The organism is Pseudomonas sp. MWU12-2319 (assembly GCF_023242525.1).
Classification (GTDB): domain Bacteria; phylum Pseudomonadota; class Gammaproteobacteria; order Pseudomonadales; family Pseudomonadaceae; genus Aquipseudomonas; species Aquipseudomonas gingeri_D.
In genome coordinates this window covers 1-21,971 of the sequence record NZ_JALJES010000014.1, presented here as the reverse complement: position 1 = coordinate 21,971, position 21,971 = coordinate 1, and the positions used below count along the sequence as shown (strand labels likewise).

19 protein-coding genes are annotated in these 21,971 nt (G+C 62.4%); 2 read left to right on the top strand and 17 right to left on the bottom strand.

Annotated elements, in window-relative coordinates; genetic code table 11:
* Position 1 precedes the first annotated feature (1 nt).
* The 17 genes from M5C01_RS21850 to M5C01_RS21770 all read right to left on the bottom strand — a co-directional run bounded on the left by M5C01_RS21850 (position 2) and on the right by M5C01_RS21770 (position 18,759).
* Entirely contained in the window at positions 2–805 is an 804-nt protein-coding gene (locus tag M5C01_RS21850) for an ABC transporter ATP-binding protein (RefSeq protein ID WP_103496287.1), read from the bottom strand.
* Entirely contained in the window at positions 802–1,947 is a 1,146-nt protein-coding gene (locus M5C01_RS21845; RefSeq protein ID WP_103496288.1) for an ABC transporter permease, read from the bottom strand. Before M5C01_RS21845 ends, M5C01_RS21850 begins: the two co-directional genes overlap by 4 nt.
* A 66-nt stretch (positions 1,948–2,013) precedes the next feature.
* Positions 2,014–3,021: a DUF5924 family protein gene (locus M5C01_RS21840; protein WP_103496289.1), complete on the bottom strand. Its 1,008-nt coding sequence runs from the start codon at positions 3,019–3,021 to the stop codon at positions 2,014–2,016.
* 172 nt (positions 3,022–3,193) lie between these two features.
* Positions 3,194–4,570 (bottom strand): pitrilysin family protein, encoded by a 1,377-nt coding sequence (locus tag M5C01_RS21835; protein WP_152736517.1) that lies wholly within the window; start codon positions 4,568–4,570, stop codon positions 3,194–3,196.
* Positions 4,571–4,625: 55 nt separating this feature from the next.
* On the bottom strand, positions 4,626–6,284 hold the full coding sequence (locus tag M5C01_RS21830) for a Na/Pi cotransporter family protein (protein ID WP_152736516.1): 1,659 nt from the start codon (positions 6,282–6,284) through the stop codon (positions 4,626–4,628).
* Positions 6,285–6,489: 205 nt separating this feature from the next.
* Positions 6,490–7,257 carry a TerC family protein gene (locus M5C01_RS21825; protein ID WP_152736515.1) on the bottom strand — a complete coding sequence of 256 codons (768 nt, stop codon included), beginning with the start codon at positions 7,255–7,257 and terminating at the stop codon, positions 6,490–6,492.
* Positions 7,258–7,347: 90 nt separating this feature from the next.
* Positions 7,348–8,655 carry a CitMHS family transporter gene (locus M5C01_RS21820; RefSeq protein WP_152736514.1) on the bottom strand — a complete coding sequence of 436 codons (1,308 nt, stop codon included), beginning with the start codon at positions 8,653–8,655 and terminating at the stop codon, positions 7,348–7,350.
* Positions 8,656–8,944: 289 nt separating this feature from the next.
* Positions 8,945–10,912 (bottom strand): DUF4105 domain-containing protein, encoded by a 1,968-nt coding sequence (locus M5C01_RS21815; RefSeq protein ID WP_177103864.1) that lies wholly within the window; start codon positions 10,910–10,912, stop codon positions 8,945–8,947.
* Positions 10,909–11,229 carry a DUF2388 domain-containing protein gene (locus tag M5C01_RS21810; protein ID WP_103496297.1) on the bottom strand — a complete coding sequence of 107 codons (321 nt, stop codon included), beginning with the start codon at positions 11,227–11,229 and terminating at the stop codon, positions 10,909–10,911. Before M5C01_RS21810 ends, M5C01_RS21815 begins: the two co-directional genes overlap by 4 nt.
* A 27-nt stretch (positions 11,230–11,256) precedes the next feature.
* The gene (locus M5C01_RS21805) at positions 11,257–11,550 is read right to left on the bottom strand and encodes a DUF2388 domain-containing protein (RefSeq protein ID WP_103496298.1); all 294 of its coding nucleotides are present in this window, start codon (positions 11,548–11,550) and stop codon (positions 11,257–11,259) included.
* 65 nt (positions 11,551–11,615) lie between these two features.
* A complete protein-coding gene (locus M5C01_RS21800; RefSeq protein WP_152736513.1) occupies positions 11,616–11,933 on the bottom strand; it encodes a DUF2388 domain-containing protein in 318 nt (105 codons plus the stop codon).
* A 380-nt stretch (positions 11,934–12,313) separates the two neighbouring features.
* A complete protein-coding gene (locus tag M5C01_RS21795) occupies positions 12,314–12,529 on the bottom strand; it encodes a DUF1127 domain-containing protein (RefSeq protein ID WP_100940038.1) in 216 nt (71 codons plus the stop codon).
* Positions 12,530–12,848: 319 nt separating this feature from the next.
* Positions 12,849–14,342 (bottom strand): acetyl-CoA hydrolase/transferase family protein, encoded by a 1,494-nt coding sequence (locus tag M5C01_RS21790; RefSeq protein WP_152736512.1) that lies wholly within the window; start codon positions 14,340–14,342, stop codon positions 12,849–12,851.
* Between the two features lie 182 nt (positions 14,343–14,524).
* Positions 14,525–15,961, bottom strand: a complete 1,437-nt coding sequence (locus M5C01_RS21785) for an NAD(P)(+) transhydrogenase (Re/Si-specific) subunit beta (protein WP_100940040.1) — start codon at positions 15,959–15,961, stop codon at positions 14,525–14,527.
* Positions 15,961–16,284 (bottom strand): NAD(P) transhydrogenase subunit alpha, encoded by a 324-nt coding sequence (locus tag M5C01_RS21780; RefSeq protein ID WP_003187010.1) that lies wholly within the window; start codon positions 16,282–16,284, stop codon positions 15,961–15,963. The genes M5C01_RS21785 and M5C01_RS21780 overlap by 1 nt, the downstream gene beginning before the upstream one ends.
* Before the next feature lie 15 nt (positions 16,285–16,299).
* Entirely contained in the window at positions 16,300–17,421 is a 1,122-nt protein-coding gene (locus M5C01_RS21775) for a Re/Si-specific NAD(P)(+) transhydrogenase subunit alpha (protein WP_178129689.1), read from the bottom strand.
* A 417-nt stretch (positions 17,422–17,838) separates the two neighbouring features.
* A complete protein-coding gene (locus M5C01_RS21770; protein WP_152736511.1) occupies positions 17,839–18,759 on the bottom strand; it encodes a LysR family transcriptional regulator in 921 nt (306 codons plus the stop codon).
* A 158-nt stretch (positions 18,760–18,917) separates the two neighbouring features.
* Between M5C01_RS21770 and M5C01_RS21765 the strand changes: the two genes are divergently transcribed.
* Positions 18,918–20,099: an acyl-CoA dehydrogenase gene (locus M5C01_RS21765; RefSeq protein WP_103496304.1), complete on the top strand. Its 1,182-nt coding sequence runs from the start codon at positions 18,918–18,920 to the stop codon at positions 20,097–20,099.
* Between the two features lie 17 nt (positions 20,100–20,116).
* Positions 20,117–21,337 (top strand): CaiB/BaiF CoA-transferase family protein, encoded by a 1,221-nt coding sequence (locus M5C01_RS21760; RefSeq protein WP_152736510.1) that lies wholly within the window; start codon positions 20,117–20,119, stop codon positions 21,335–21,337.
* Positions 21,338–21,971: the final 634 nt, after the last annotated feature.

Here is a 21,971-nt window from a genome sequence, read left to right as displayed (position 1 = left end):
CTCATCCCTCCTTGTGCGGGGTTACCGCGTCAAATGCGGCGCGGCCACGCGGGCCATGGAAGTATTCGTGAATCCACGGGTCGTCGGTTTCGGCGACCCGGTCGATGGCATCGGCCACCAGTACGTGTTTCTGCGCCAGCACCGCGACCCGGTCGGTGATGGTGTAGAGCGTGTCGAGGTCGTGGGTGACCAGGAACACACTCAGGCCCAGGGCATCGCGCAGGGTCAGGATCAGTTGGTCGAAGGCCGCCGCGCCGATGGGGTCGAGGCCGGCGGTGGGTTCGTCGAGAAACAGGATGTCCGGGTCCAGCGCCAGGGCGCGGGCCAGGGCGGCGCGCTTGATCATGCCGCCGGACAGCGAGGCCGGGTATTTGTTGGCGGCCGACAGCGGCAGGCCGGCCAAGGCCAGCTTGACCGCCGCCAGGTGTTCGGCATCGCGCCGACTGAGGCCGGCGTGTTCGATCAGCGGCAGGGCGACGTTCTCGGTGACCGTCAGGGAGGAAAACAACGCACCTTTCTGGAACAGCACACCGAAGCGCCGTTCGACCTGGGAACGCGCCTGTTCCGAGAGGCTGCGCAGGTCCTGGCCGAACACCCGTACGCTGCCCTCGCTGGGTTTGCGCAGGCCGACGATACTGCGCAGCAGCACCGACTTGCCACTGCCGGAGCCGCCGACCACGGCGAGGATTTCGCCGCGGTAGAGGTCCAGGTCAAGGTTTTCGTGGACGCTCTGGCTGCCGAAGCGATTGCACAGCCCGCGCACTTCGATCACCGCCTCGCTCGGCGCCCGTGGCGGTCGACTCACCAGCCCATCTCCATGAAGAACAACGCGGCAACGGCATCCAGCACGATCACGATAAAGATCGACTGGACCACGCTGGAGGTGGTGTGGGCGCCGACCGACTCGGCACTGCCGCTGACCTTGAAACCTTCCAGGCAACCGACGGCGGCGATCAGGAAGGCGAAGATCGGCGCCTTGACCATGCCGACGAGGAAATGCTGGACGCCGATATCGGCCTGCAACAGGGACAGGAACATCGCCGGCGAGATCCCCAGGGACAAGGCGCAGACTACGCCGCCGCCGACAATCCCGCAGAGCATCGCCAGGAAGGTCAGCATCGGCAGGGCGATCAGCAGGGCCAGGACCCGGGGCAGCACCAGCAATTCCATGGGATCGAGGCCGAGGGTGCGAATGGCGTCGATCTCCTCGTTGGCCTTCATCGAGCCGATCTGCGCGGTAAAGGCGCTGGCGGTGCGCCCGGCCATAAGGATGGCGGTGAGCAGTACGCCGAACTCACGGAGGAAGGAGAAGGCCACCAGGTCGACGGTGAAGATACTGGCGCCGAAGCTTTTCAGCACCGTGGCGCCGAGAAAGGCCACCACGGCGCCCACCAGGAAGGTCAGCAGGGCGACGATCGGGGCGGCGTCGAGGCCGGTCTGTTCGATATGGGCGACGGTCGCGGTCATGCGCCAGCGCCGTGGGTTGAAAATCCCCCGCGCCAGGGTCTCCAGGATCAGGCCGACAAACCCGAGCAGTTGCAGGGTGTCTTGCCAGACGGCATCGACGGCTTTGCCAATGCGTTCGAGCAACTGGATGCCGGCCGCTTCTTCCGGTTCGCGCACCGGTTCGCAGAAATCCGCCAGGGAGCAATACACGGTGTGCAGCAGGGCCCGGTCGGCGGCACTGATGCGGCAGTCCGGGTGTTCGGCCGAACGTCCGAGGCGATCGGCCCCCAGCAGCTCCACCAGCAACGACGCGCCGGCGGTGTCGAGGGCGCCGAGGTCATTGAGGTCGATATCGGTGCTGGCGTCGTATTGGCCGACCAATTGGGCGGCCCGCTGCTTCAGGTTGGCGTAATGGGCCAGCGTCCAGTCACCACTGATCCTCAGGCGCGCGGGACTGCTCGAGGTATCCAGGTGGGCGGTGCCGGCCGTTGCGCTAATGATTGAAAGCTCCGTGCTTAACAGACATTGATACTGGCCTCTGTAATAGCACGATCTGGCCCCTGATCTCTAGTCGCTCACCTTGAAGCGCAGCACGCCGAGCATCTGGCCGCCCTCGGTCAGTACTCGCACCTGCCAGTCACCGGTGGGGTCAGCCGGGAAGTTCTGCTTGTGTGACCAGGCGCGATAACCTTCCTTGCGCCCGCCATGGATATCCAGGGCGATGCGGTCGACTTCGCGGCCGTTGAACTGCCAGACGTGGTAGATCCGCTCGTCCAGCCCGCGCGGCGCACTGATCGAGGTGTAGGCATACAGCCCATCCTTGCGCACCTGCTGGGTGCTGACTTGCTCCAGGCCCTCACCCGGGGTGCGGTCCTGTAGCTCGGTGGTCACCGCGACTTCGGTCATCCACAAGGTCGCCGGCGGCACCCACGAGCGCAGGAACCAGCCCGCGCCGCCAATCGCCAGGGTCACGCCGATCAGCATCAACCAGCCGCGCAAGCTGCGCAGCGGCAGGCTCACCGCCAGGCTCGGGATCGACAACAGCATGGCGATGCCCAGGGCCAACTGGTAGCTCTGGGGCGTGGTCAGGTGCAGGATGATCGGCAGCGCGGTGAGCAGCGCGGCGAACAGCGTCAGGGTATGCAATCCCAGCAGCAGCCAGCGTTTCGGCGAGAGCCAGTTGTAGTACAGCGGATCGATGATCGAGACCAGCGCCGCCGCGCCGAGCAGCCCGGTGAACAGCAACTGGCTGCTGTTCCAGGTGGTGGTAATGAAAAAGAACGGCAGGACAAAGGACAGGCTTTGCTGGTGGATCATCTGCGTGGCATAGCGCAGCAGCGGCTCGGGGATATCGTGTTTGAACAGGCGACTGAAGAACTGCGTCAGGACGTTCTCCAGCATCAACCAGAGCCAGCTCACCAGCAGAATGACCGCAATCCAGCTGGCGGAGTTCTGCTGGCGATCAACCAGGATGAAACTGGCGATACCGGAGCAGAAGCCGAAAGCCGCAATCACCCCTGGATAACGCTTCATCAGTGCGAGGAGGCGTTGGATATGCAGGGTCCAGTTCGGCATTCGGCAGTTCACAGTCAGGCAGTTGAAAGATCACGACACAATACCGTTTCAGGCGCGATTAGTCGTGTTTGTGGTGGCCCCATGCCCCTACAGGACTCGCGTCGTACGCAAAGCCCGGGCACGACACAAATCCTGTAGGAGCAAGCTTGCTCGCGATGAACGATAACGCGGTCTAGCGTCGATAAGCCCGCCAACCCAGCAGCCCGATCAGCAGCAAGCCCGCGAGGGCGGCGCCCAGGCCGATCAGCTGTTCATCGCTGAGCAGCGGTTTTTCGATCCGCAGGTAGCCCGGCTGCTTGAACAACTGGCGCAGCGCCTGGTTGGCATCCGCCAGCGTCACCGCCCGCAGGGCCTGGGCCGGGTCGGCAAAATGACCGTCCTCGTAGTCGCCCAGCGCCCCCCAGTAATAGTCGGCCAGGGCACTGTTGCCCTGCACCGCCCAGGCCTGGCGGGCAATGGCGGCTTGTTGCAGGCGGGCGAAGGTGTCCGGGTCGAGGCCGTCCTTGAGCAGACGGGCCCTGAGCGCTTCGAGCACCTGTCGGGCGTCGTCCAGATTATCGCGTTCGACATCGGCGTTGACGCTGAAGAAGCCGACGCCGCCCAGCACTTCGCGTTCGCTCCACGGCCCATAGGACAGGCCGTGGTCCAGGCGCAAATGCCGATACAGCGCCCAGTCCAGATAGTCCTTGAGCAGATCGAAGGTTTCGTCGGGCAGCCCTTCCAGCGCCGGCTCCGGAAACAGCCAGTGGATTTTCGCCCCGTTGCCGACCCAGCCGCGTGGCAGGTCGCGTTGCGCGGCGGCGGCCTGGTCATGGATTTCCGGCAGCGGCTGGTGGTCATTGGGCTCGATCGGCGCCAGGGCGCCGAAGGCCCGGTCCAGGTAGGCCGGGAGCAGGCGATCAAGCTCGCCGACCATGATCAGGGTCATATTGTTCGGCGCGTACCAGTTCTTGCGCACGGCCTCCAACTGCTCCCGGGTCAGGTGCTGGACATCGGCGCGCTCGGCGCATTTGAGTCCCAGCTCCACCGCCAGCTGGTTGCTGGCGTTGTGACCGAAGTCCTGGCGGTCCAGCCAGCGCTGTAAGTGCGAGTAATGGCCGCCCTCCTCGCGCTCCACCACCTGCTTGGCGGCGGCAATGGCGTTGTCGCTGAGCTCGGTACGGGTGAGGATCTCCAGCAGCAGGTCGAGAATCTTGCGCTGGTTGGCGGCCGGGGCCTCGATCACGAAGGTGGTGTCGGCGTTGCTGGTGTAGGCGTTCCATTCGCCACCCAGGGCCTGCATGCGTTCTTCCAGGCCGCCTTCACCGCTGGCGTCGACGCCACTGAACAACAGGTGTTCGAGCAGGTGTGGCAGTTCCTTGTCGGCACAGGAGAAATCGTCGAACCCGACCCCCACCACCAGGCGGATCGCCACGTGGCCGCGTTCGCTGCCGGGTTTGAGCAGCAGTTGCAGGCCGTTGGGCAATTGATAACCCTCGACCTGGAAGCGATCGAGGGCGGCGGCGTGCAGGGTATTGAGTAGCAGGCAGGCGAACAGCAGGCAACGCATAACCATTTTCCGAAGGCGGGGTCCTACGCACAGACAACGGTGCAACCGTGGACGTTCAAGATGATTGGCTGATGTCGTCGAGTTCTTCCGAGGCCAGGGCGCCGGTCTCGGCGGTTTCCAGCACCGCATAGGCGCTGCCGCAGAATAACGAATTCAGGCGTTTCATGTCGGCAATCAGCTCCAGATGCAGCGAACTGGTTTCCAGGCTCTGCACCACGCCGCGCTGCAGGCGACTGACGTGGGCGTGGGCCAGGCGCCGTTCCTGGGCGCGGAAACGACGCTTTTCCCGCAGCAGTTGCCGGGCGGTCTGGGGATCGGCCCCGAGGAACACCGTGAGGCCCAGGCGCAGGTTGTCGATCAATTGCCGGTGCAGCCCGGCGAGCTCCTCCAGGCCGTCCTCGGAAAACGAGCGGCGCTGCGAGGTCTTCTGCCGCTGCACCTTGCGCAGCATCTGCTCGATCAGGTCGGCGGCCAGCTTCAGGTTGACCGCCAGTTCAATGATTTCCGCCCAGCGCCGGCTGTCCTGTTCGCCGAGGTCTTCCCGGGGCATCTGCGCCAGGTAGAGTTTGACCGCGCTGCAAAGCACCTCGACATCGTCGCACAGACGACGTATCTCGATGGCCACGGCGGTCTGCTTGCCGTTGAGCACATTGAGCATGGCGTCGAGCATGCTGTCGATCAGGTCGCCAATGCGCAGGGTTTCCCGTACGGCGTTGGACAGCGCCAGGCTCGGTGTGTCGAGGGCGGCGGGGTCGAGATGGCGGGGCTTGGCCTTGCCGTTGACCTCGGGCCGTTCCGGCAGCAGCCAGGCACAGACCCGGGCCATCGGGCCGATACTGGGCAGCAGCAAGACGCAGCGCGCGGTGTTGTAGAGCAGGTGGAAGCCGATCACGATTTCCTGGGGGCTGTACTCGAGGCCGTCGAGCCAGTGTGCCAGCGGGGTCAGCGCCGGGATGATCAGCAGCAGGCCGATCAGCTTGTACAGCAGGCTGCCGAGGGCCACCTGGCGGCCGGCGGCGTTCTGCATGCTGGTGCCGAGGAAGGCCAGCACGCCGCTGCCGATGTTCGCGCCGATCACCAGGCCGATGGCCACCGGCAGGCTGATCACGTCGGCGCCGGCCAGGGTCGCGGTCAGCAGCACGGCGGCGAGACTGGAATAGGAGACCATGGCAAACAGCGCGCCGACCAGGGCATCGAGAAGGATATCGCCGGTCAGGGAGGCGAACATCACCTTCACCCCCTGGGCGTGGGTGATGGGCGCGGCGGCTTCGACGATCAGTTGCAGGGCGAGGATGATCAGTCCCAGGCCGATGCCGACGCGGCCGAGCTGGCCGGCGCGGGTCTGCTTGCGCGAGAGGAAAAAGATCACCCCGAGGAAGATCAGCAGCGGCGACAGCCAGGACAGGTCGAAGGTCAGCACCCGAGCCATCAGCGCGGTACCGACGTCGGCGCCGAGCATCACCGCCAGGGCCGGGGTCAGCGTCATCAGGCCCTGGCCGACGAAGGAGGTGACCAGCATGGCAGTGGCATTGCTGCTCTGGACCATGGCGGTGACCAGGATCCCGGCGACAAAGGCCAGCGGACGCTTGGACATATTGCGGCCGATGACGTGGCGCAGGTGTGAACCGTAGACCCGCAGGATGCCGGTACGGACGATGTGCGTGCCCCAGATCAGCAGGGTCACGGCGGAAAGCAGATTGAGCAGGGTCAGCATGGACGGCCCCCTGGCATGACGGGTGCCCCATGGGGGCAAGTTCGGATTGTGACGGTTCGCCTTTTTTCTACGACTTGTCCTTAAGCTGTAGTTGGCTATTTGGCCGAGCGCCAGCATCGCATGACCGGCGCCGGGCTTGAAACAAAAATGTCATATTTTCATAAGGCGTCGTGGGAACCGGTTTGCCGGCCCCCACCGTTCAGGGTTATTGACCCGCCACATCCTTGTGTCGTTCCCCGGCTTCGTGTTCCTGCTTCTTTTTCTGCATAGCGGTACGCATCTTGATGTTGATCGCTTCCACCGCCAGGGAGAAGGCCATGGCGAAGTAGACATAGCCCTTGGGCACATGCACATCGAAGGCTTCGGCGATCAGCACGGTGCCGACCACGATCAGGAACGACAGCGCGAGCATCTTCAGCGACGGGTGCTTGTCGATAAAGTCGCCGATGGTCTTCGAGGCCAGCATCATCACCAGTACCGCCACCACGATCGCCGCGATCATCACCGGCACATGGGAGACCATGCCCACGGCGGTAATCACCGAGTCGAGGGAGAACACGATATCGATAATGGCGATCTGGATGATGGTGTAGAGGAAGTTGCCGCCCTTGCCTTTCGGCCCTTCGCCGACTTCTTCCTCGCCTTCCATGCCGTGGTAGATCTCCTGGGAGCTTTTCCACAGCAGGAACAGGCCGCCGAAGAACAGGATCAGATCACGTCCGGAAATGCCCTGGCCGAAGACCACGAACAGGTCGTCGGTCAGGCGCATGACCCAGGTGATCGACAGCAACAGCAGGATCCGCGTGACCATCGCCAGGGCCAGGCCGAAGATCCGCGTGCGCTGCTGCATGTGCCGGGGCATGCGGCTGACCAGGATCGAGATCATGATGATGTTGTCGATGCCCAGGACAATTTCCAGGGCGGTCAGGGTGAAAAAGGCCACCCAGATTTCCGGGTTGGTCAGCCAATCCATATCTATTCCTTTGAACTTGTGTGTGAGCCGTATCGGCGCCAGGCTTCAGGTTCTGAAGTCCGTGCGCCGACACGACAGTGAATCATTGCCTTATAGACTGCCGTACAGAGGAAAGGTCCCCAGCAACAAGGCGGCCAGCAGGATGCACAGGCACACCAGCACCGCCCACTTGAGGGTGAAGCGCTGGTGATCGCCGAACTCGATACCGGCCAGGGCCACCAGCAGGTAGGTCGAGGGCACCAGCGGGCTCAACAGGTGGACGGGCTGGCCGACGATCGAGGCACGGGCCATTTCCACCGCGCTGATGCCGTAGTGGCTGGCGGCTTCGGCCAGTACCGGCAGCACGCCATAGTAGAAGGCGTCATTGGACATGAAAAAGGTGAACGGCATGCTCACCAGCGCGGTAATCGGCGCCAGGTAAGGGCCGAGCGCCGGCGGGATCACCGCCAGCAGGCTCTTGGACATGGCGTCGACCATGCCGGTGCCGGACAGGATACCGGTGAAGATCCCGGCGGCGAAGATCAGCCCGACCACTGCCAGCACACTGCCGGCGTGGGCGGCGATGCGCTCCTTCTGCTGTTGCAGGCACGGGTAGTTGACGATCATGGCAATACTGAACGCCACCATGAACAGCACCGGCAACGGCAGGAGGCCGGCGATCAGCGCGCCCATCAGGGCGATGGTCAGGGCACCGTTGAACAGGATCAGTTTCGGCCGGCGGGCGTCGGGGTATTGCGAGACGCTGATTTCGCTGTGGTCGACCTCATCGCCGATAACATGCAGCTCGCCCAGGCGTGCCCGTTCGCGCAGGCCATAAAAATAGGCGATGACCAGGATCGCCAGGACCCCGGCGAGCATGGCCGGGATCATCGGCACGAAGATATCCGAGGGGTCGACGTGCAGCGCGCTGGCGGCACGGGCGGTCGGGCCGCCCCAGGGGGTCATGTTCATCACGCCGCCGGCGAGGATGATCAGCCCGGCCATGATCCGCGGGCTCATGCCGATGCGGCTGTACAGCGGCAGCATGGCGGCGACGCAGATCATGTAGGTGGTGGCGCCGTCACCGTCCAGGGACACCACCAGGGCCAGCACGGCGGTGCCCACCGAGACTTTCAGCGGGTCGCCCTTGACCAGCTTGAGGATCTTGCGCACGGCCGGGTCGAACAGACCGGAGTCGATCATCAGGGCGAAATACAGGATGGCGAACATCAGCATCACGCCGGTGGGCGCGAGCTTGGTGATGCCGTCGATCATCATCTTGCCGATGCCTGCGGCAAAACCGCCGAACAGGGCGAAGACGATGGGGACGATGATCAGGGCGATCAGCGCGGACAGGCGCTTGGTCATGATCAGGTACATGAAGGTAATGACCATGGCAAAGCCAAGGAAAGTCAGCATGGGGAGACTCCGGGCGTAACGCGGCTGGGGAAGGGCGAAGCGACTGGGGTCAGTGCTGGGCGGGCGGCGCGAAAGGCACGAACGGAGTTGCAGCGAACAGGCGGGTCGTAGCGGACATCGGTATCACCATCTTATTGTTGTGAAGGGGCCGTCGAGCGTCTTCAGGACGCGCCACGGCCGACCGGTTTGGTGCCGGCGGTGAGGTGATGCTAAAGGGGCAAGCTTTCAGCCAGCTTTCGCTGGCGGCTTGGGGGAGAAAAAACTGTGGAGGCGTCGTCGAGCTGCGCGGTCAGGGCAGCTCCAACCCGCCCGCCGCCTTGTGCAGCGCCCGCAGGTGTTCGCCGACCATCTTCAGGTTGGTTTCGCTGGCCTCGATCTGCGCTTCCCGGGCCGGGTCCAGCAACTTGCGGATCTCCTTGTCGAGGTCGCCGGTCAGCCGTTGCAATTGCTGCTGGCGCTGGCTGCTCTCGGCTTCCAGGCGCTTCCACTCGGACGGTTGTGGCAAGCCGTAGCCGCTGCTGCCGAGCAATTCCGCCGGACGACTGAGGTAGCCACTGTTGGCAAGGATCTCCTGCAAGGTGCGGTTGGCCTTGTCCATGTCGTTGTCCTTGAGCTTGATGTCGCGGGCACCGAGGTACTTCTGTTTCACCTCGTCCTGGGCCAGCAGCAACTGTCGGCGAAAGCTCGCCTGCTCCAACAACAGCATGGCCGCGCTGGCCCGCAGGTTGGCCTGGGCAAACCATGGGCGCCGGGCTTCGGCGGGCTGCGACAACCAGTCCTCGACGGTTTCCTGCTTGATCGGCAACTGTTTTCTCAAGACATCGAACATGGCCTGGTAGCGATCCCGGTAGGAGTCGAAGCGGTAACCCAGGCGCAAGGCCTCACGGGGATCGTCGAGCACGCTGGTGTCGGCCAGGCCACGGCCCTTGAGTACCTCCAGCAAACCATTGGGGACAATGCTGTCCAGGCCCTTGAGCTGGGCGTTGTCGCTGCCGCTGCGCAACAGCTTCAAGGTCTCCACCGCGCAGTTGTTGCTGATGAAGTAGTAGTTGCCGTCGTAGCTCCAGTGCATTTCGGCGGCATGCTCGACCACTTCCTCGATTTCCTTGCGCGACAGCTTCAGCGGCACCGAGGCCAGGCTGCGCAGTTCGGTCTTGGTGTATTCGTCGATCACCTGGGACAGCGGCAAGACGAACAGCCGCGACGGATAGGCCCCGTTCAGCCCACCCCAGGTCGAAAGCTGGACGTCGTTGACGAAAGCGCGATAGGACAGCACCAGGTGCTGGTCCAGATCCAGCCGGCAATCCGGCCCCCGTGGCCGGCCCGGGGCACAGATCACCAGGCGCAGCATGCTGTGGCCCCAGCGGCTGACCCAGTTCTGGTTGGCTTCGGCCAGCAGGTAGTCGACTTCGTAGACCCGCTCGGGGTCGATCTTGCCCAGGGGCGTCTTGCCGAAGTCATTGCCGGCGTTGAGGAACGGGAACGCCCGGTCGCAGCTGTCCTTGGCCGGTGGCGCCCAACCGAAGCGTTCCTGGTAGTAGCGATACAGTGCCGGACGGCGACAGGCGTAGGCCGGGTCGAGGAGGAAGTACTCCATATTGACCGCGACGAACTCCTTGGGATTGGTGGTCTCGTAGATATCCGGGCTGCGCACGACCTGGCTGTTGCGCTGTTCCCGCTGGCCACGGGTGCCGACCACTTGTGGCCAGCCGGCGAGGTCGAGCAGGCGCGGGTCATCGCTGAGGGTAAAGCGTCGGCCGGTCTGGCCCCGGCATTGATCGGGCAGGCCGACCAGGCCGGTATTGCTGTCACGCTGGGTGCAGCGCTGGATCAGCGTCCGTTCGGCGTCGGGCCACAAGCGGGCGCGGTCATAAATATGGGTCAGTTCGTGAAGAACGGTGGCGAGCATTTCCTCGCGCACGGTGCCGTGGGACCGATTGGTTTTTTTCGTCGCGGCCGAACCGTCCACCAGGCCGGGCAACAGCCTGCGATTGAGGTCCACTTCGGAGACCAATGAGGCCTCGCCGTAGGCGTTGTCCGGCATCTGGGTCGACCAGACAAAATCAATGCTGCGGTCCAGCTGTTCGATAAAACGCGGCGGCAGATGGGCCATGGCCTCATCGATCAACACCTGGCTGGCCTGTTGCTCGGCCGGGCTCAGACCTTCGGTCTTGAGGTGCAATTGCAGGCTGGCCTGGGCCGCGTTGCCGAACAGCAACAGGGCGCAGGCCAGCAGCCCGCCGGTGAGTAATCTCACAGGGCGAGAATGGCTTCGGCGAGGTCTTGATCGCTGGCGTCACGGGCGCCTGGCACTTCAGTACGCAAGGCGGCAAAGGCGGCTTCCAGGTGGGCCCCACGGATATCGCCCTGGCTGGCGACGAAACTGGCGGCGTCGTCGTGGGCTTCCCGGACCACTTTCGAGTCGCGGATCGAGGTGGTGGTGTCCGAGGTGAAGTCGAGGGTACGGCCCGTGGCCCGTACAAGCATATTGCTGGTAGCCACCAGGGTGTGCGCCGAAGCCACGTCGGTCAGCAACAGCAGGCCGAGGGCGGCGGCGATCAGGGGGGTACGCATGTAAAGGTCTCCGGGAATGCAAAGTGACTATTGGACGAGAATTGCCTGGGCCAGTTCAAGGTCGCTGGCATGAAGTTTTGGCTGGGTTCGGCGCAGGTACGCCAGGGCCGACTCCAGTTGCGCGCCGCGCAGTTGGCCATCGCTGGCTACAAAAGCGGCTGCGTCATCCTGGGCGGCCAGTATCAGTTTACGGTCGAAGGGAGCGGTGGTCACTTGGCTGGTGACATAACCGCTGCCGACCAGGGTCTGGGTGGTCAGGTCGAAGGCCTGGGCCTGGCTGATCCAGGCGAGCGCTATGAGCAATAAGGTGAGTGAGCGCATGGGTCTCTATGTCTTATTGAGCGAGCGCCCAGGCTAGCGGAATCCACGGCCCATGCGCCAGGGTTTCAGATGGCCAGGATCGCCTGGGCCAACTGTGCATCGCTGGCCTGCAATTGCGGGGCCTGGCGACGGATGGTGTCGAAGGCGCTTTCCAGCTTCACGCTGCGGATCTGGCCATTGCTGGCGACGAAGCTGGCGGCGTCATCCTGGGCCGCACGCACGATCTTGTTGTCGCGCAACGACGAGGTGGCATCGGACGAGGCGTCGGAAGTGGCCTTGAGGGCGCCGACCAGCGAGTCGGTGGTGACAATAAAGCTGCTGGCATGGGCGGTGCTGGCCAGGGTCAACAGGGCGGCGGCACTCAGCAGGCGAAGGCGGGACATGGTGAATCTCCAGGGGTATGAAGAGGAACAGTGGCAGCGGATAAAGGCCGCCACTCGAACACAATGGACGATAAACCTCAGACGCACATTCCGCGCTGCTGGCTACCTAAGACCGCGATATTAGACAGAGTTCCCTGCCTGCCGAAAGCGAGTTTCGTCGGCTGATCCGCGGTTTAGAGGCGTTCGTTCAGGTTGAGCAAAAGTGTACTGGTATATTTTTATATCTATATAACTGTACCTGTCTGGCGTTTTCTCGCGCCTTTTCCTGAAATCAACTTGCCGGAAACGACAAAGCCCGTCGCGGTTTCCCGCGACGGGCTCTGTTTTTTCAATTCGGGTGCTGGCGGTGGACCCGGTGGGTCAGGGCCAGCGAGCGCTGCTTAGCGCCAGAACGGCTTGCTCAACTCTTCGTAACGCTGTGCTTCGCTGATCCCGGCATCGGCCAGCAGACGCGAATCCAGGCGAGCCAGTTGATGGCGGCTGGCAATGCGGCGCTGCCACAACATCAGGTTGGCGAGAACGCGCAGAGGCATCGAAGCTTGAGCGTCAGTAGCGGTGTTTTCGTAGAACATGTCGGAACTGAGTGTACGTTCCATGATTAGCATCCTTCCGCTTGTGGCGGGATTAGGTAGTGGTTTAACTGATGCCAATGATCCTCCTCTTTGCCTAGTCTCTGTAGATACAGTTCATCTGTATTGTGAGGGCTCAGTTAACTGTTTAAGGGTGCTGTACTGCTCGAAACTGAGGCAACTGTACCTGTCTGCCTCTAAATGGTGCATTTTCGTCTGGCCGAGGGAGACCCGAGGTGATTCAAGGTGGGAAATGACCGGTACAGCAGTACAGTTTTTCTAACATTGCCGAGAAATGCAGAGGGGCTGACGAAACTGTGTTTGCGTCAGCGCCCAACTGTATCAATCAGCTCGGCAGCATCTTCCCGGTTTCGTCCAGGTTGATGTGCCAACTCAGTGCTTCACGGAGGATGTGTGGGGTGTGACCGCCCAGGGCACAGGCACGATTGAAGTAACTGTTCAGGGCTTCGCGGTAGTCCGGATGCACACAGTTGTCGATCACCACCCTCGCCCGTTCCCGTGGCGCCAGGCCGCGCAGGTCGGCCAGGCCGATTTCGGTGACGAGGATATCCACGTCATGCTCGGTGTGGTCGACGTGGCTGACCATGGGCACCACGCTGGAAATGGCCCCGCCCTTGGCAATGGACTTGGTGACGAAGATCGCCAGGTGCGCGTTGCGGGCGAAGTCGCCGGAGCCGCCGATGCCGTTCATCATCCGCGTACCGCAGACGTGGGTGGAGTTGACGTTGCCGTACAGGTCGAACTCCAGGGCGGTGTTGATGGCGATGATGCCCAGGCGCCGCACCACTTCCGGGTGGTTGGAGATTTCCTGCGGGCGCAGTATCAGCTTGTCTTTATAGTGTTCCAGGTTGCCGAACACATCGCTGTTGCGCCGGCTCGACAAGGTGATCGAGCTGCCGGAGGCGAAGGACAGCTTGCCGGCGTCGATCAGGTCGAAGGTCGAGTCCTGCAGCACTTCGGAGTACATGGTCAGGTCTTCGAACGGCGAGTCGATCAGCCCGCACATCACCGCGTTGGCGATGTTACCGATCCCGGCCTGCAGCGGGCCGAGCTTGTTGGTCATGCGCCCGTCGGCCACTTCTTCCTTGAGGAAGGCGATCAGGTGACTGGCAATGGCCTGGGTGTCGTCGTCTGGCGGGGTGACGGTGGACGGCGAGTCGGGCTGGTTGGTGATCACGATGGCAACGATCTTGGCCGGGTCGATCGGGATCGCGGTGCTACCGATGCGGTCGTCGACCTTTACCAGCGGGATCGGCGTGCGGGTCGGTCGGTAGCTGGGGATATAGATGTCGTGCAGGCCTTCCAGGTTCGGATTGTGCGCCAGGTTGATCTCGACGATCACCTGCTTGGCAAAGATCGCGAAGCTGGCCGAGTTGCCCACCGAAGTGGTCGGCACGATATGCCCCTCTTCGGTGATGGCCACGGCTTCGATCACCGCCAGGTCCGGCAGCTTGAGCTGCTTGTTGCGCAGTTGCTCGACGGTTTCCGACAGGTGCTGGTCGATAAACATCACTTCGCCGGCGTTGATCGCCTTGCGCAGGGTGCTGTCCACCTGGAATGGCATACGGCGCGACAGCACGCCGGCTTCGGTGAGCTGTTTATCGAGGTCGTTGCCCAGGCTGGCACCGGTCATCAGGGTGATTTTCAGCGGCGACGTCTTGGCGCGCTCGGCCAGTGCATGGGGCACGGCCTTGGCTTCACCGGCGCGGGTGAAGCCGCTCATGCCGACGGTCATGCCGTCCTGAATCAGGGCGGCAGCGTCGGCTGCGCCCATGACCTTGTCCAACAACGAAGGCAAGCGAATACGATCACGGTACATGGCGTGTTATCTCAGGCAACGGAAGCAAGATGCGCAGTCTAGAGGTTTCAAAAAGTTTCGCCGCGCGACCAAGGTCGAATGCCGATTGAGGATTCAGCGCCTTTGGTCGGTTTTTTTGCGGGCAAAGAAAAACCCCAGCCTACGGGAGGCCGGGGTTTTCGATATTGCGTTAGCGCAAGCTTTTACTCGACAGCCTTGACCATGTCCTCGATGACCTTCTTCGCATCGCCGAAGACCATCATGGTCTTGTCGAGGTAGAACAGTTCGTTGTCCAGGCCGGCATAACCGCTGGCCATGGAGCGCTTGTTGACGATGATGGTCTTGGCCTTGAAGGCCTCGAGAATCGGCATGCCGGCAATCGGCGATTTCGGATCGTTCTTCGCCGCCGGGTTGACCACGTCGTTGGCGCCGAGCACCAGCACCACGTCGGCCTGGCCGAACTCGGAGTTGATGTCTTCCATCTCGAACACCTGGTCGTAAGGCACTTCGGCCTCGGCCAGCAGCACGTTCATATGCCCGGGCATGCGTCCTGCCACCGGGTGGATCGCGTATTTCACGGTCACGCCACGGTGGGTCAGCTTCTCGGTCAGTTCCTTGAGCGCATGCTGTGCCCGGGCCACCGCCAGGCCGTAGCCGGGCACGATGATCACGGTGTCGGCGTTGGTCAGCAGGAAGGTGGCGTCATCCGCCGAGCCGGATTTCACCGGACGGGCTTCCTTCGAACCGGCCGGGCCCGCTGCGTCGGCCGTGTTGCCGAAGCCGCCGAGCAGCACGTTGAAGAACGAGCGGTTCATGGCCTTGCACATGATGTACGAGAGGATCGCACCGCTTGAACCCACCAGGGAGCCGGCGATGATCAGCATCGAGTTGTTCAGCGAGAAGCCGATCCCCGCCGCGGCCCAGCCGGAGTAGCTGTTGAGCATCGACACCACCACCGGCATGTCGGCGCCGCCGATGGGGATGATGATCAGCACGCCGAGGACGAAGGCCAGGGCCAGCATCAGGGCGAAGGCATTGAGGTTGCCGGTGAGCATAAAGGTCAGGCCGAGGCCGAGGGTGGCCAGGCCCAGCAGCAGGTTCAGCTTGTGCTGCCCGCCAAACTGTACCGGTGCGCCCTGGAACAGGCGGAACTTGTACTTGCCCGACAGCTTGCCGAAGGCGATCACGGAACCGGAGAAGGTAATCGCACCGATCGCGGCGCCGAGGAACAGCTCCAGGCGATTGCCCGGCGGGATCGAATCCCCCAGTTGTTTGACGATACCCAGGGATTGCGGCTCGACCACCGCGGCGATGGCGATAAACACCGCCGCCAGGCCGATCATGCTGTGCATGAAGGCGACCAGTTCCGGCATCTTGGTCATCTCGACCCGCTTGGCCATGATCGAACCGGCGGTGCCGCCGATCAGCAGGCCGACGATGACGTAGCCGATGCCGGCCGTGGCCAGCTCGGCACCCAGCTTATAGATGAGGCCGATGGTGGTGAGGATCGCCAGGGCCATGCCGAGCATGCCGAACAGGTTGCCGCGCCGCGAGGTGGTCGGGTGCGACAAGCCCTTGAGGGCCTGGATAAAGCAGATCGACGCGATCAGGTAGAGCGTCGTGACGAGATTCATGCTCATTACTTGGGCGCCTCTTCTTTTACTGCTTTCGGGGCTTTTTTCTTGAACATCTCAAGCATGCGACGGGTCACCAGGAAGCCACCGAACACGTTCACGGCGGCCAGGGCCACGGCCAGGGTGCCCATGGTCTTGCCCAGCGGGGTCACGGTCAGGGCGGCGGCCAGCATGGCGCCGACGATGACGATCGCCGAGATCGCGTTGGTCACCGCCATCAAGGGCGTGTGCAGCGCAGGTGTAACGTTCCAGACCACGTGGTAACCGACATAAATCGCCAGCACGAAGATGATCAGGTTGTAGATACCGGGGGAGATAAGCTCTTCCATCGTCTGAATCCCTGCTTAGGCGTTTTTGCGGATGACTTGGCCGTTGCGGCACATCAGGCACGCGGCGACGATGTCGTCTTCGAGGTTCACTTCGAATTGGCCTTCCTTGTTGAAGACCAGCTTGAGGAAGTCCAGCAGGTTGCGCGCATAGAGTGCCGAAGCATCCGCCGCGACTGCGCCGGCCAGGTTGGTCGGGCCGCAAATGGTCACGCCATTTTCGACCACCACCTGGTCCGCCACGGTCAGCGGGCAGTTGCCGCCTTGCGCTGCCGCGAGGTCGATGACCACCGAGCCGGGCTTCATCTGCGCGACGGTCTCGGCGCTCAGCAGCACTGGCGCCTTGCGACCCGGGATCAGCGCGGTGGTGATGACGATATCGGCCTGCTTGGCGCGCTCGTGCACCGCCAGGGCCTGGCGCTGCATCCAGCTGGCGGGCATCGGCCGGGCATAACCGCCGACGCCGACCGCGCATTCGCGTTCTTCATCGGTCTCATAGGGCACGTCGACGAACTTGGCGCCGAGGGATTCGATCTGTTCCTTCACCGCGGGGCGCACATCCGAGGCTTCGATCACCGCACCCAGGCGCTTGGCGGTGGCGATGGCCTGCAAGCCGGCGACACCGGCCCCGAGGATCAGCACGCGCGCGGCCTTCACGGTACCCGCCGCGGTCATCAGCATCGGCATGAAGCGCGGGTAGTGATGGGCCGCCAGCAACACCGCCTTGTAGCCGGCAATGTTGGCCTGGGACGACAGCACATCCAGGCTCTGGGCGCGGGAGGTGCGTGGCGCGGCCTCCAGGGCAAAGGCGGTGATGCCGTGTTCGGCGAGCTTGGCGAGGGTTTCGTTGTTGAACGGATTGAGCATGCCCACCAGGACGGTGCCGCGCTTGATCAGCGTCAGTTCGCTGTCGCTGGGCGCCACCACCTTGAGGATCAGCTCGGCGCCAAAGGCGTCGTTGGCGTTGCCAATGGCCGCCCCCGCCGCTTCATAGGCACTGTCGACAACGCTGGCGTTAAGCCCGGCGCCGCTTTGCACAGTGACCTTATGACCCTGGCCGATCAGCTTCTTGATGGTTTCCGGGGTTGCAGCAACCCGGGTTTCACCCGTCTGGGTTTCGAGAGGAACACCAATGTGCACGTCAAATCTCCTGCGTGATCTTTTTTATAAGAGGCCAGCGCACTGCGGATGGTGCGTCTGGAGCGGCCGATCAGCACGATCCCGCCGGATTTGTCGGCGGGGCGCGGCATTTTGCAGGTGAAAACCACACCCTTCAAGATATTCTGAAAGGTGACGCGAGATTAACTACAAGTCACGCTGTGACCAAATGTCGCAGGTAAATGCCATGAGCCCATAATACAGGGGGCTCACAAGGATTCTGGCTGGAATTGAAGAAAATTCGAATCGGTGGCGTGAATGAGTCGGTATTGGACGGAAATAGGCCTTACAAGCCTTGCTGGCAGGCACTTTCGTACCAAATTTGCGGGTATCGGTACAGTCTGCCTAAAGGCGACATATTGTTATATCTGTAGGTGTTAAGAGTAATTGACTACAGGGTCAGGTAATTGCTGTGGGCCTTGAAGACAGGAGGCTATAGCCGTGCGCCTGGTTTATCAGCCAGTCACGAAAAGCACGCAAGGACGCCGATTCGACCTTTCGCTCGGGAATCATCAGGTAATACGCCTTGATGCTGGACAACGCATTGGGGTTGGCGATTACCAGGCGCCGCTCTTCCAGTTCCCGCTGGATCAGGAAGGGTGGAATCAGCGCGACGCCCATCTCGTGCATGGCGGCCTGGGCCAACATGGAGAATAGCTCGTAGCGCGGCCCTGTCATGTCGCGGGGCACATTCAGCTCCTGGGCGTTGAACCACTGGCGCCAGGCATAGGGCCGGGTGGTCTGTTGCAGCAGCGGCAGTTCGGCGATCCGCGTGGCGCTGAGGCTTTGCTGGCTGCCCAGCAGGCTGGGGCTGCACACCGGCATGGGGTTCTCGCCCATCAGCCGATGGGACTCGGTACCCGACCAGTCGGCATCGCCGAAGTAGATCGCGGCGTCGAAGTCGGTATCGGCGAAAAGAAACGGTCGGGTGCGGTTGGTCAGGTTGACGGTGACTTCCGGGTGCTGCTGCTGGAAGTCCTTGAGCCTGGGCAGCAGCCATTGGGTGCCGAAGGTCGGGACCACGGCCAGTTCGATGACGTTGGCGCCCTGCTGCCCCATGACTGACAGCGTGTCGCGTTCCACCGCGTCCAGCTGCGTGGCGACCCGCCGACTGTAGGAAAGCCCTGCTTCGGTCAGCTTTACGCCGCGTCGGGAGCGTCGGAACAGTTCGACGCCAAGAAACTCCTCCAGGCTGGCGATCTGTCGGCAAATGGCACCTTGAGTGAGGGAGAGCTCCTGGGCGGCCTTGGTAAAACTCTCGTGACGGGCCGCGGCTTCGAAGCTGATCAGCGCGGTGGTACTGGGGATTTTGCGGCGCATGTACGGCAACCTCACTAAAGGTGGTGCTAAATAGCGGTTGAAAGCTTTTCGGAGTGAGAAATTAGCACAACAGTATGCGAAATCCTCGTTTGCCGGATGGCTGGGTGGCGCCTAGGATCAGTCCAGACCTTTTTCACTGACTTCACGAGGACTCACCCATGGGCGCCAAGGCAAGCTTCAACTGGATCGATCCCCTGCTGCTGGATCAACAGCTCACTGAAGAAGAGCGCATGATCCGCGACACGGCCGAGCAATTCGCCCAGGACAAGTTGGCGCCACGGGTGCTCGAAGCCTTCCGTCATGAAAAGACCGACCCGGCGATCTTCCGTGAAATGGGCGAAGTCGGCCTGTTGGGTGCGACCATTCCCGTGGAGTACGGTGGCAGCGGGCTGAACTATGTCAGCTACGGCCTGATCGCCCGGGAAGTCGAGCGTGTCGATTCGGGCTATCGCTCGATGATGAGTGTGCAGTCTTCCCTGGTAATGGTGCCGATCAATGAGTTCGGCACCGAGGCACAAAAGCAGAAGTACCTGCCGAAGCTGGCCTCTGGCGAATGGATTGGCTGTTTTGGTCTGACCGAGCCGAACCATGGTTCCGACCCGGGCGCGATGATCTGTCGTGCACGCAAGGTCGACGGCGGCTACAGCCTGACCGGCAGCAAGATGTGGATCACCAACAGCCCGATCGCCGATGTGTTCGTGGTCTGGGCCAAGGACGATGCCGGGGATATCCGTGGTTTCGTGCTCGAGAAAGGCTGGAAGGGGCTGAGTGCTCCGGCGATTCACGGCAAGGTCGGCCTGCGGGCATCGATCACCGGTGAGATCGTCATGGATAACGTGTTTGTCCCTGAAGAGAACATCTTCCCTGAAGTGCGTGGCTTGAAAGGCCCGTTCACTTGCCTCAACTCCGCGCGTTATGGCATTTCCTGGGGGGCACTGGGCGCCGCCGAGTTCTGCTGGCACACCGCTCGCCAGTACACCCTGGACCGTCAACAGTTCGGCCGGCCATTGGCGGCGACCCAACTGATCCAGAAGAAGCTGGCCGATATGCAGACCGAGATCACCCTCGCCCTCCAGGGCTGCCTGCGTCTGGGGCGGATGAAGGATGAAGGTACCGCGGCGGTGGAAATCACTTCGATCATGAAGCGCAATTCCTGCGGCAAGTCCCTGGATATCGCCCGTATGGCTCGTGACATGCTCGGTGGCAACGGCATCTCCGACGAGTTCGGGATCGCCCGTCATCTGGTGAACCTGGAAGTGGTGAATACCTATGAAGGGACCCATGACGTCCATGCGCTGATCCTTGGGCGCGCGCAGACCGGCCTCCAGGCGTTCTATTAATAGAAGGAGCTTGGCTCATGGGCGCGCTATCGCATCTGCGAGTGCTGGATTTGTCGCGAGTATTGGCCGGGCCCTGGTCCGGCCAGATCCTGGCGGACCTTGGGGCGGAGGTGATCAAGGTCGAGCGGCCGGGTAATGGCGACGATACCCGCGCCTGGGGGCCGCCCTTCCTTAAGGACGCCTACGGCGAGAACACCACGGAGGCGGCTTATTACCTGTCGGCCAACCGTAACAAGCAGTCGGTGACCATCGATTTCACCCAGCCCGAGGGGCAGCGTCTGGTGCGGGAGCTGGCGGCCAAGTCCGATATCCTGATCGAGAACTTCAAGGTGGGTGGCTTGGCGGCTTATGGGTTGGATTATGGGTCGCTCAAGGCGCTCAACCCGAAGCTGATCTATTGCTCGATCACCGGCTTCGGTCAGACCGGACCCTATGCCAAGCGTGCCGGCTATGACTTCATGATCCAGGGGCTGGGTGGGCTGATGAGCCTGACCGGTCGGCCCGAGGGTGATGAAGGTGCCGGGCCGGTGAAGGTGGGTGTGGCGTTGACCGATATTCTGACCGGGTTGTATTCCACGGTGGCGATTCTGGCGGCCCTGGCCCATCGCGATCAGGGTGGCGGCGGCCAGCATATCGATATGGCGTTGCTGGATGTGCAGGTGGCGTGCCTGGCGAACCAGGCCATGAACTACCTGACCACCGGAGTGGCGCCCAAGCGTCTGGGTAATGCCCATCCGAATATCGTGCCGTATCAGGACTTCCCGACGGCTGATGGTGATTTCATCCTGACGGTGGGCAATGACGGACAGTTCCGCAAGTTTGCCGAGGTGGCGGGTCAGCCGCAGTGGGCGGACGATCCACGGTTTAAGACCAATACGCAGCGGGTGGCCAACCGGGCGGTGCTGATTCCGTTGATTCGCCAGGCGACGGTGTTCAAGACCACGGCCGAGTGGGTGACACAGTTGGAGCAGGCGGGTGTGCCATGCGGGCCGATCAACGATCTGTCGCAGGTGTTCGCCGATCCCCAGGTGCGGGCCCGTGGCCTGGCGGTAGAGTTGCCGCATCCGCTGGCGGGAGTGGTGCCGCAGGTGGCGAGTCCGATCCGGTTGTCCGCGACGCCGGTGGAGTATCGCAACGCCCCTCCTCTGCTGGGTGAGCATACGCTGGAGGTGTTGCAGCGGGTGTTGGGCCTGGCGCCGGAGGCGGTCGCGGCATTGCGTGAAGCGGGCGTCCTCTAAGGCGTCCCGTTCTCTTCTATATAGAAGCACCACAAGGCTTGAGGCATGCACCGTCCTTGTTGGCGTCCGGCTTACAGGTGATGACCTCCTTGAGGTCGCTAAAAGCTTCGCGGGCAAGCTCCGCTCCCACGGGATCGAGTCACACCGCGAACTATCGGTCAGGCCTGGAGACTGTGGGAGCGGAGCTTGCCCGCGAAGGCGTCAGTACAGACACCGCAAAACCCGGGACGCGCACTGTTTTTGACCTTTATGACAGAAAAGTGAAAATAAGCGTTGACGGGAAATCCTGTGGCTCTATAATTCGCCCCACTTCCGGTGCAGTAGAAACGGAAAAGCCTTTGAGATTCAATGAGTTACAAAGGTTTTGAGAGTTTTGGCAGGCGGGTCGCTTCAGTTCATCGAAGTGTGGGAGTAGCTGAAAAGGCAGTGTGCTTTCGCCTCTTCAGCGGTTCGATCCTCCCGGTCGAAAGCGGCGTAAAAGAGGTGTTGACAGCAGCGTGTAACGCTGTAGAATTCGCCTCCCGCTAACGAGAGATCGAAAGCGCAAGTGGTTGAAGTTGAAGAGGAAACTCTGAAAATTTCTGAAAATAATCACTTGACAGCAAATGAGGCTGCTGTAGAATGCGCGCCTCGG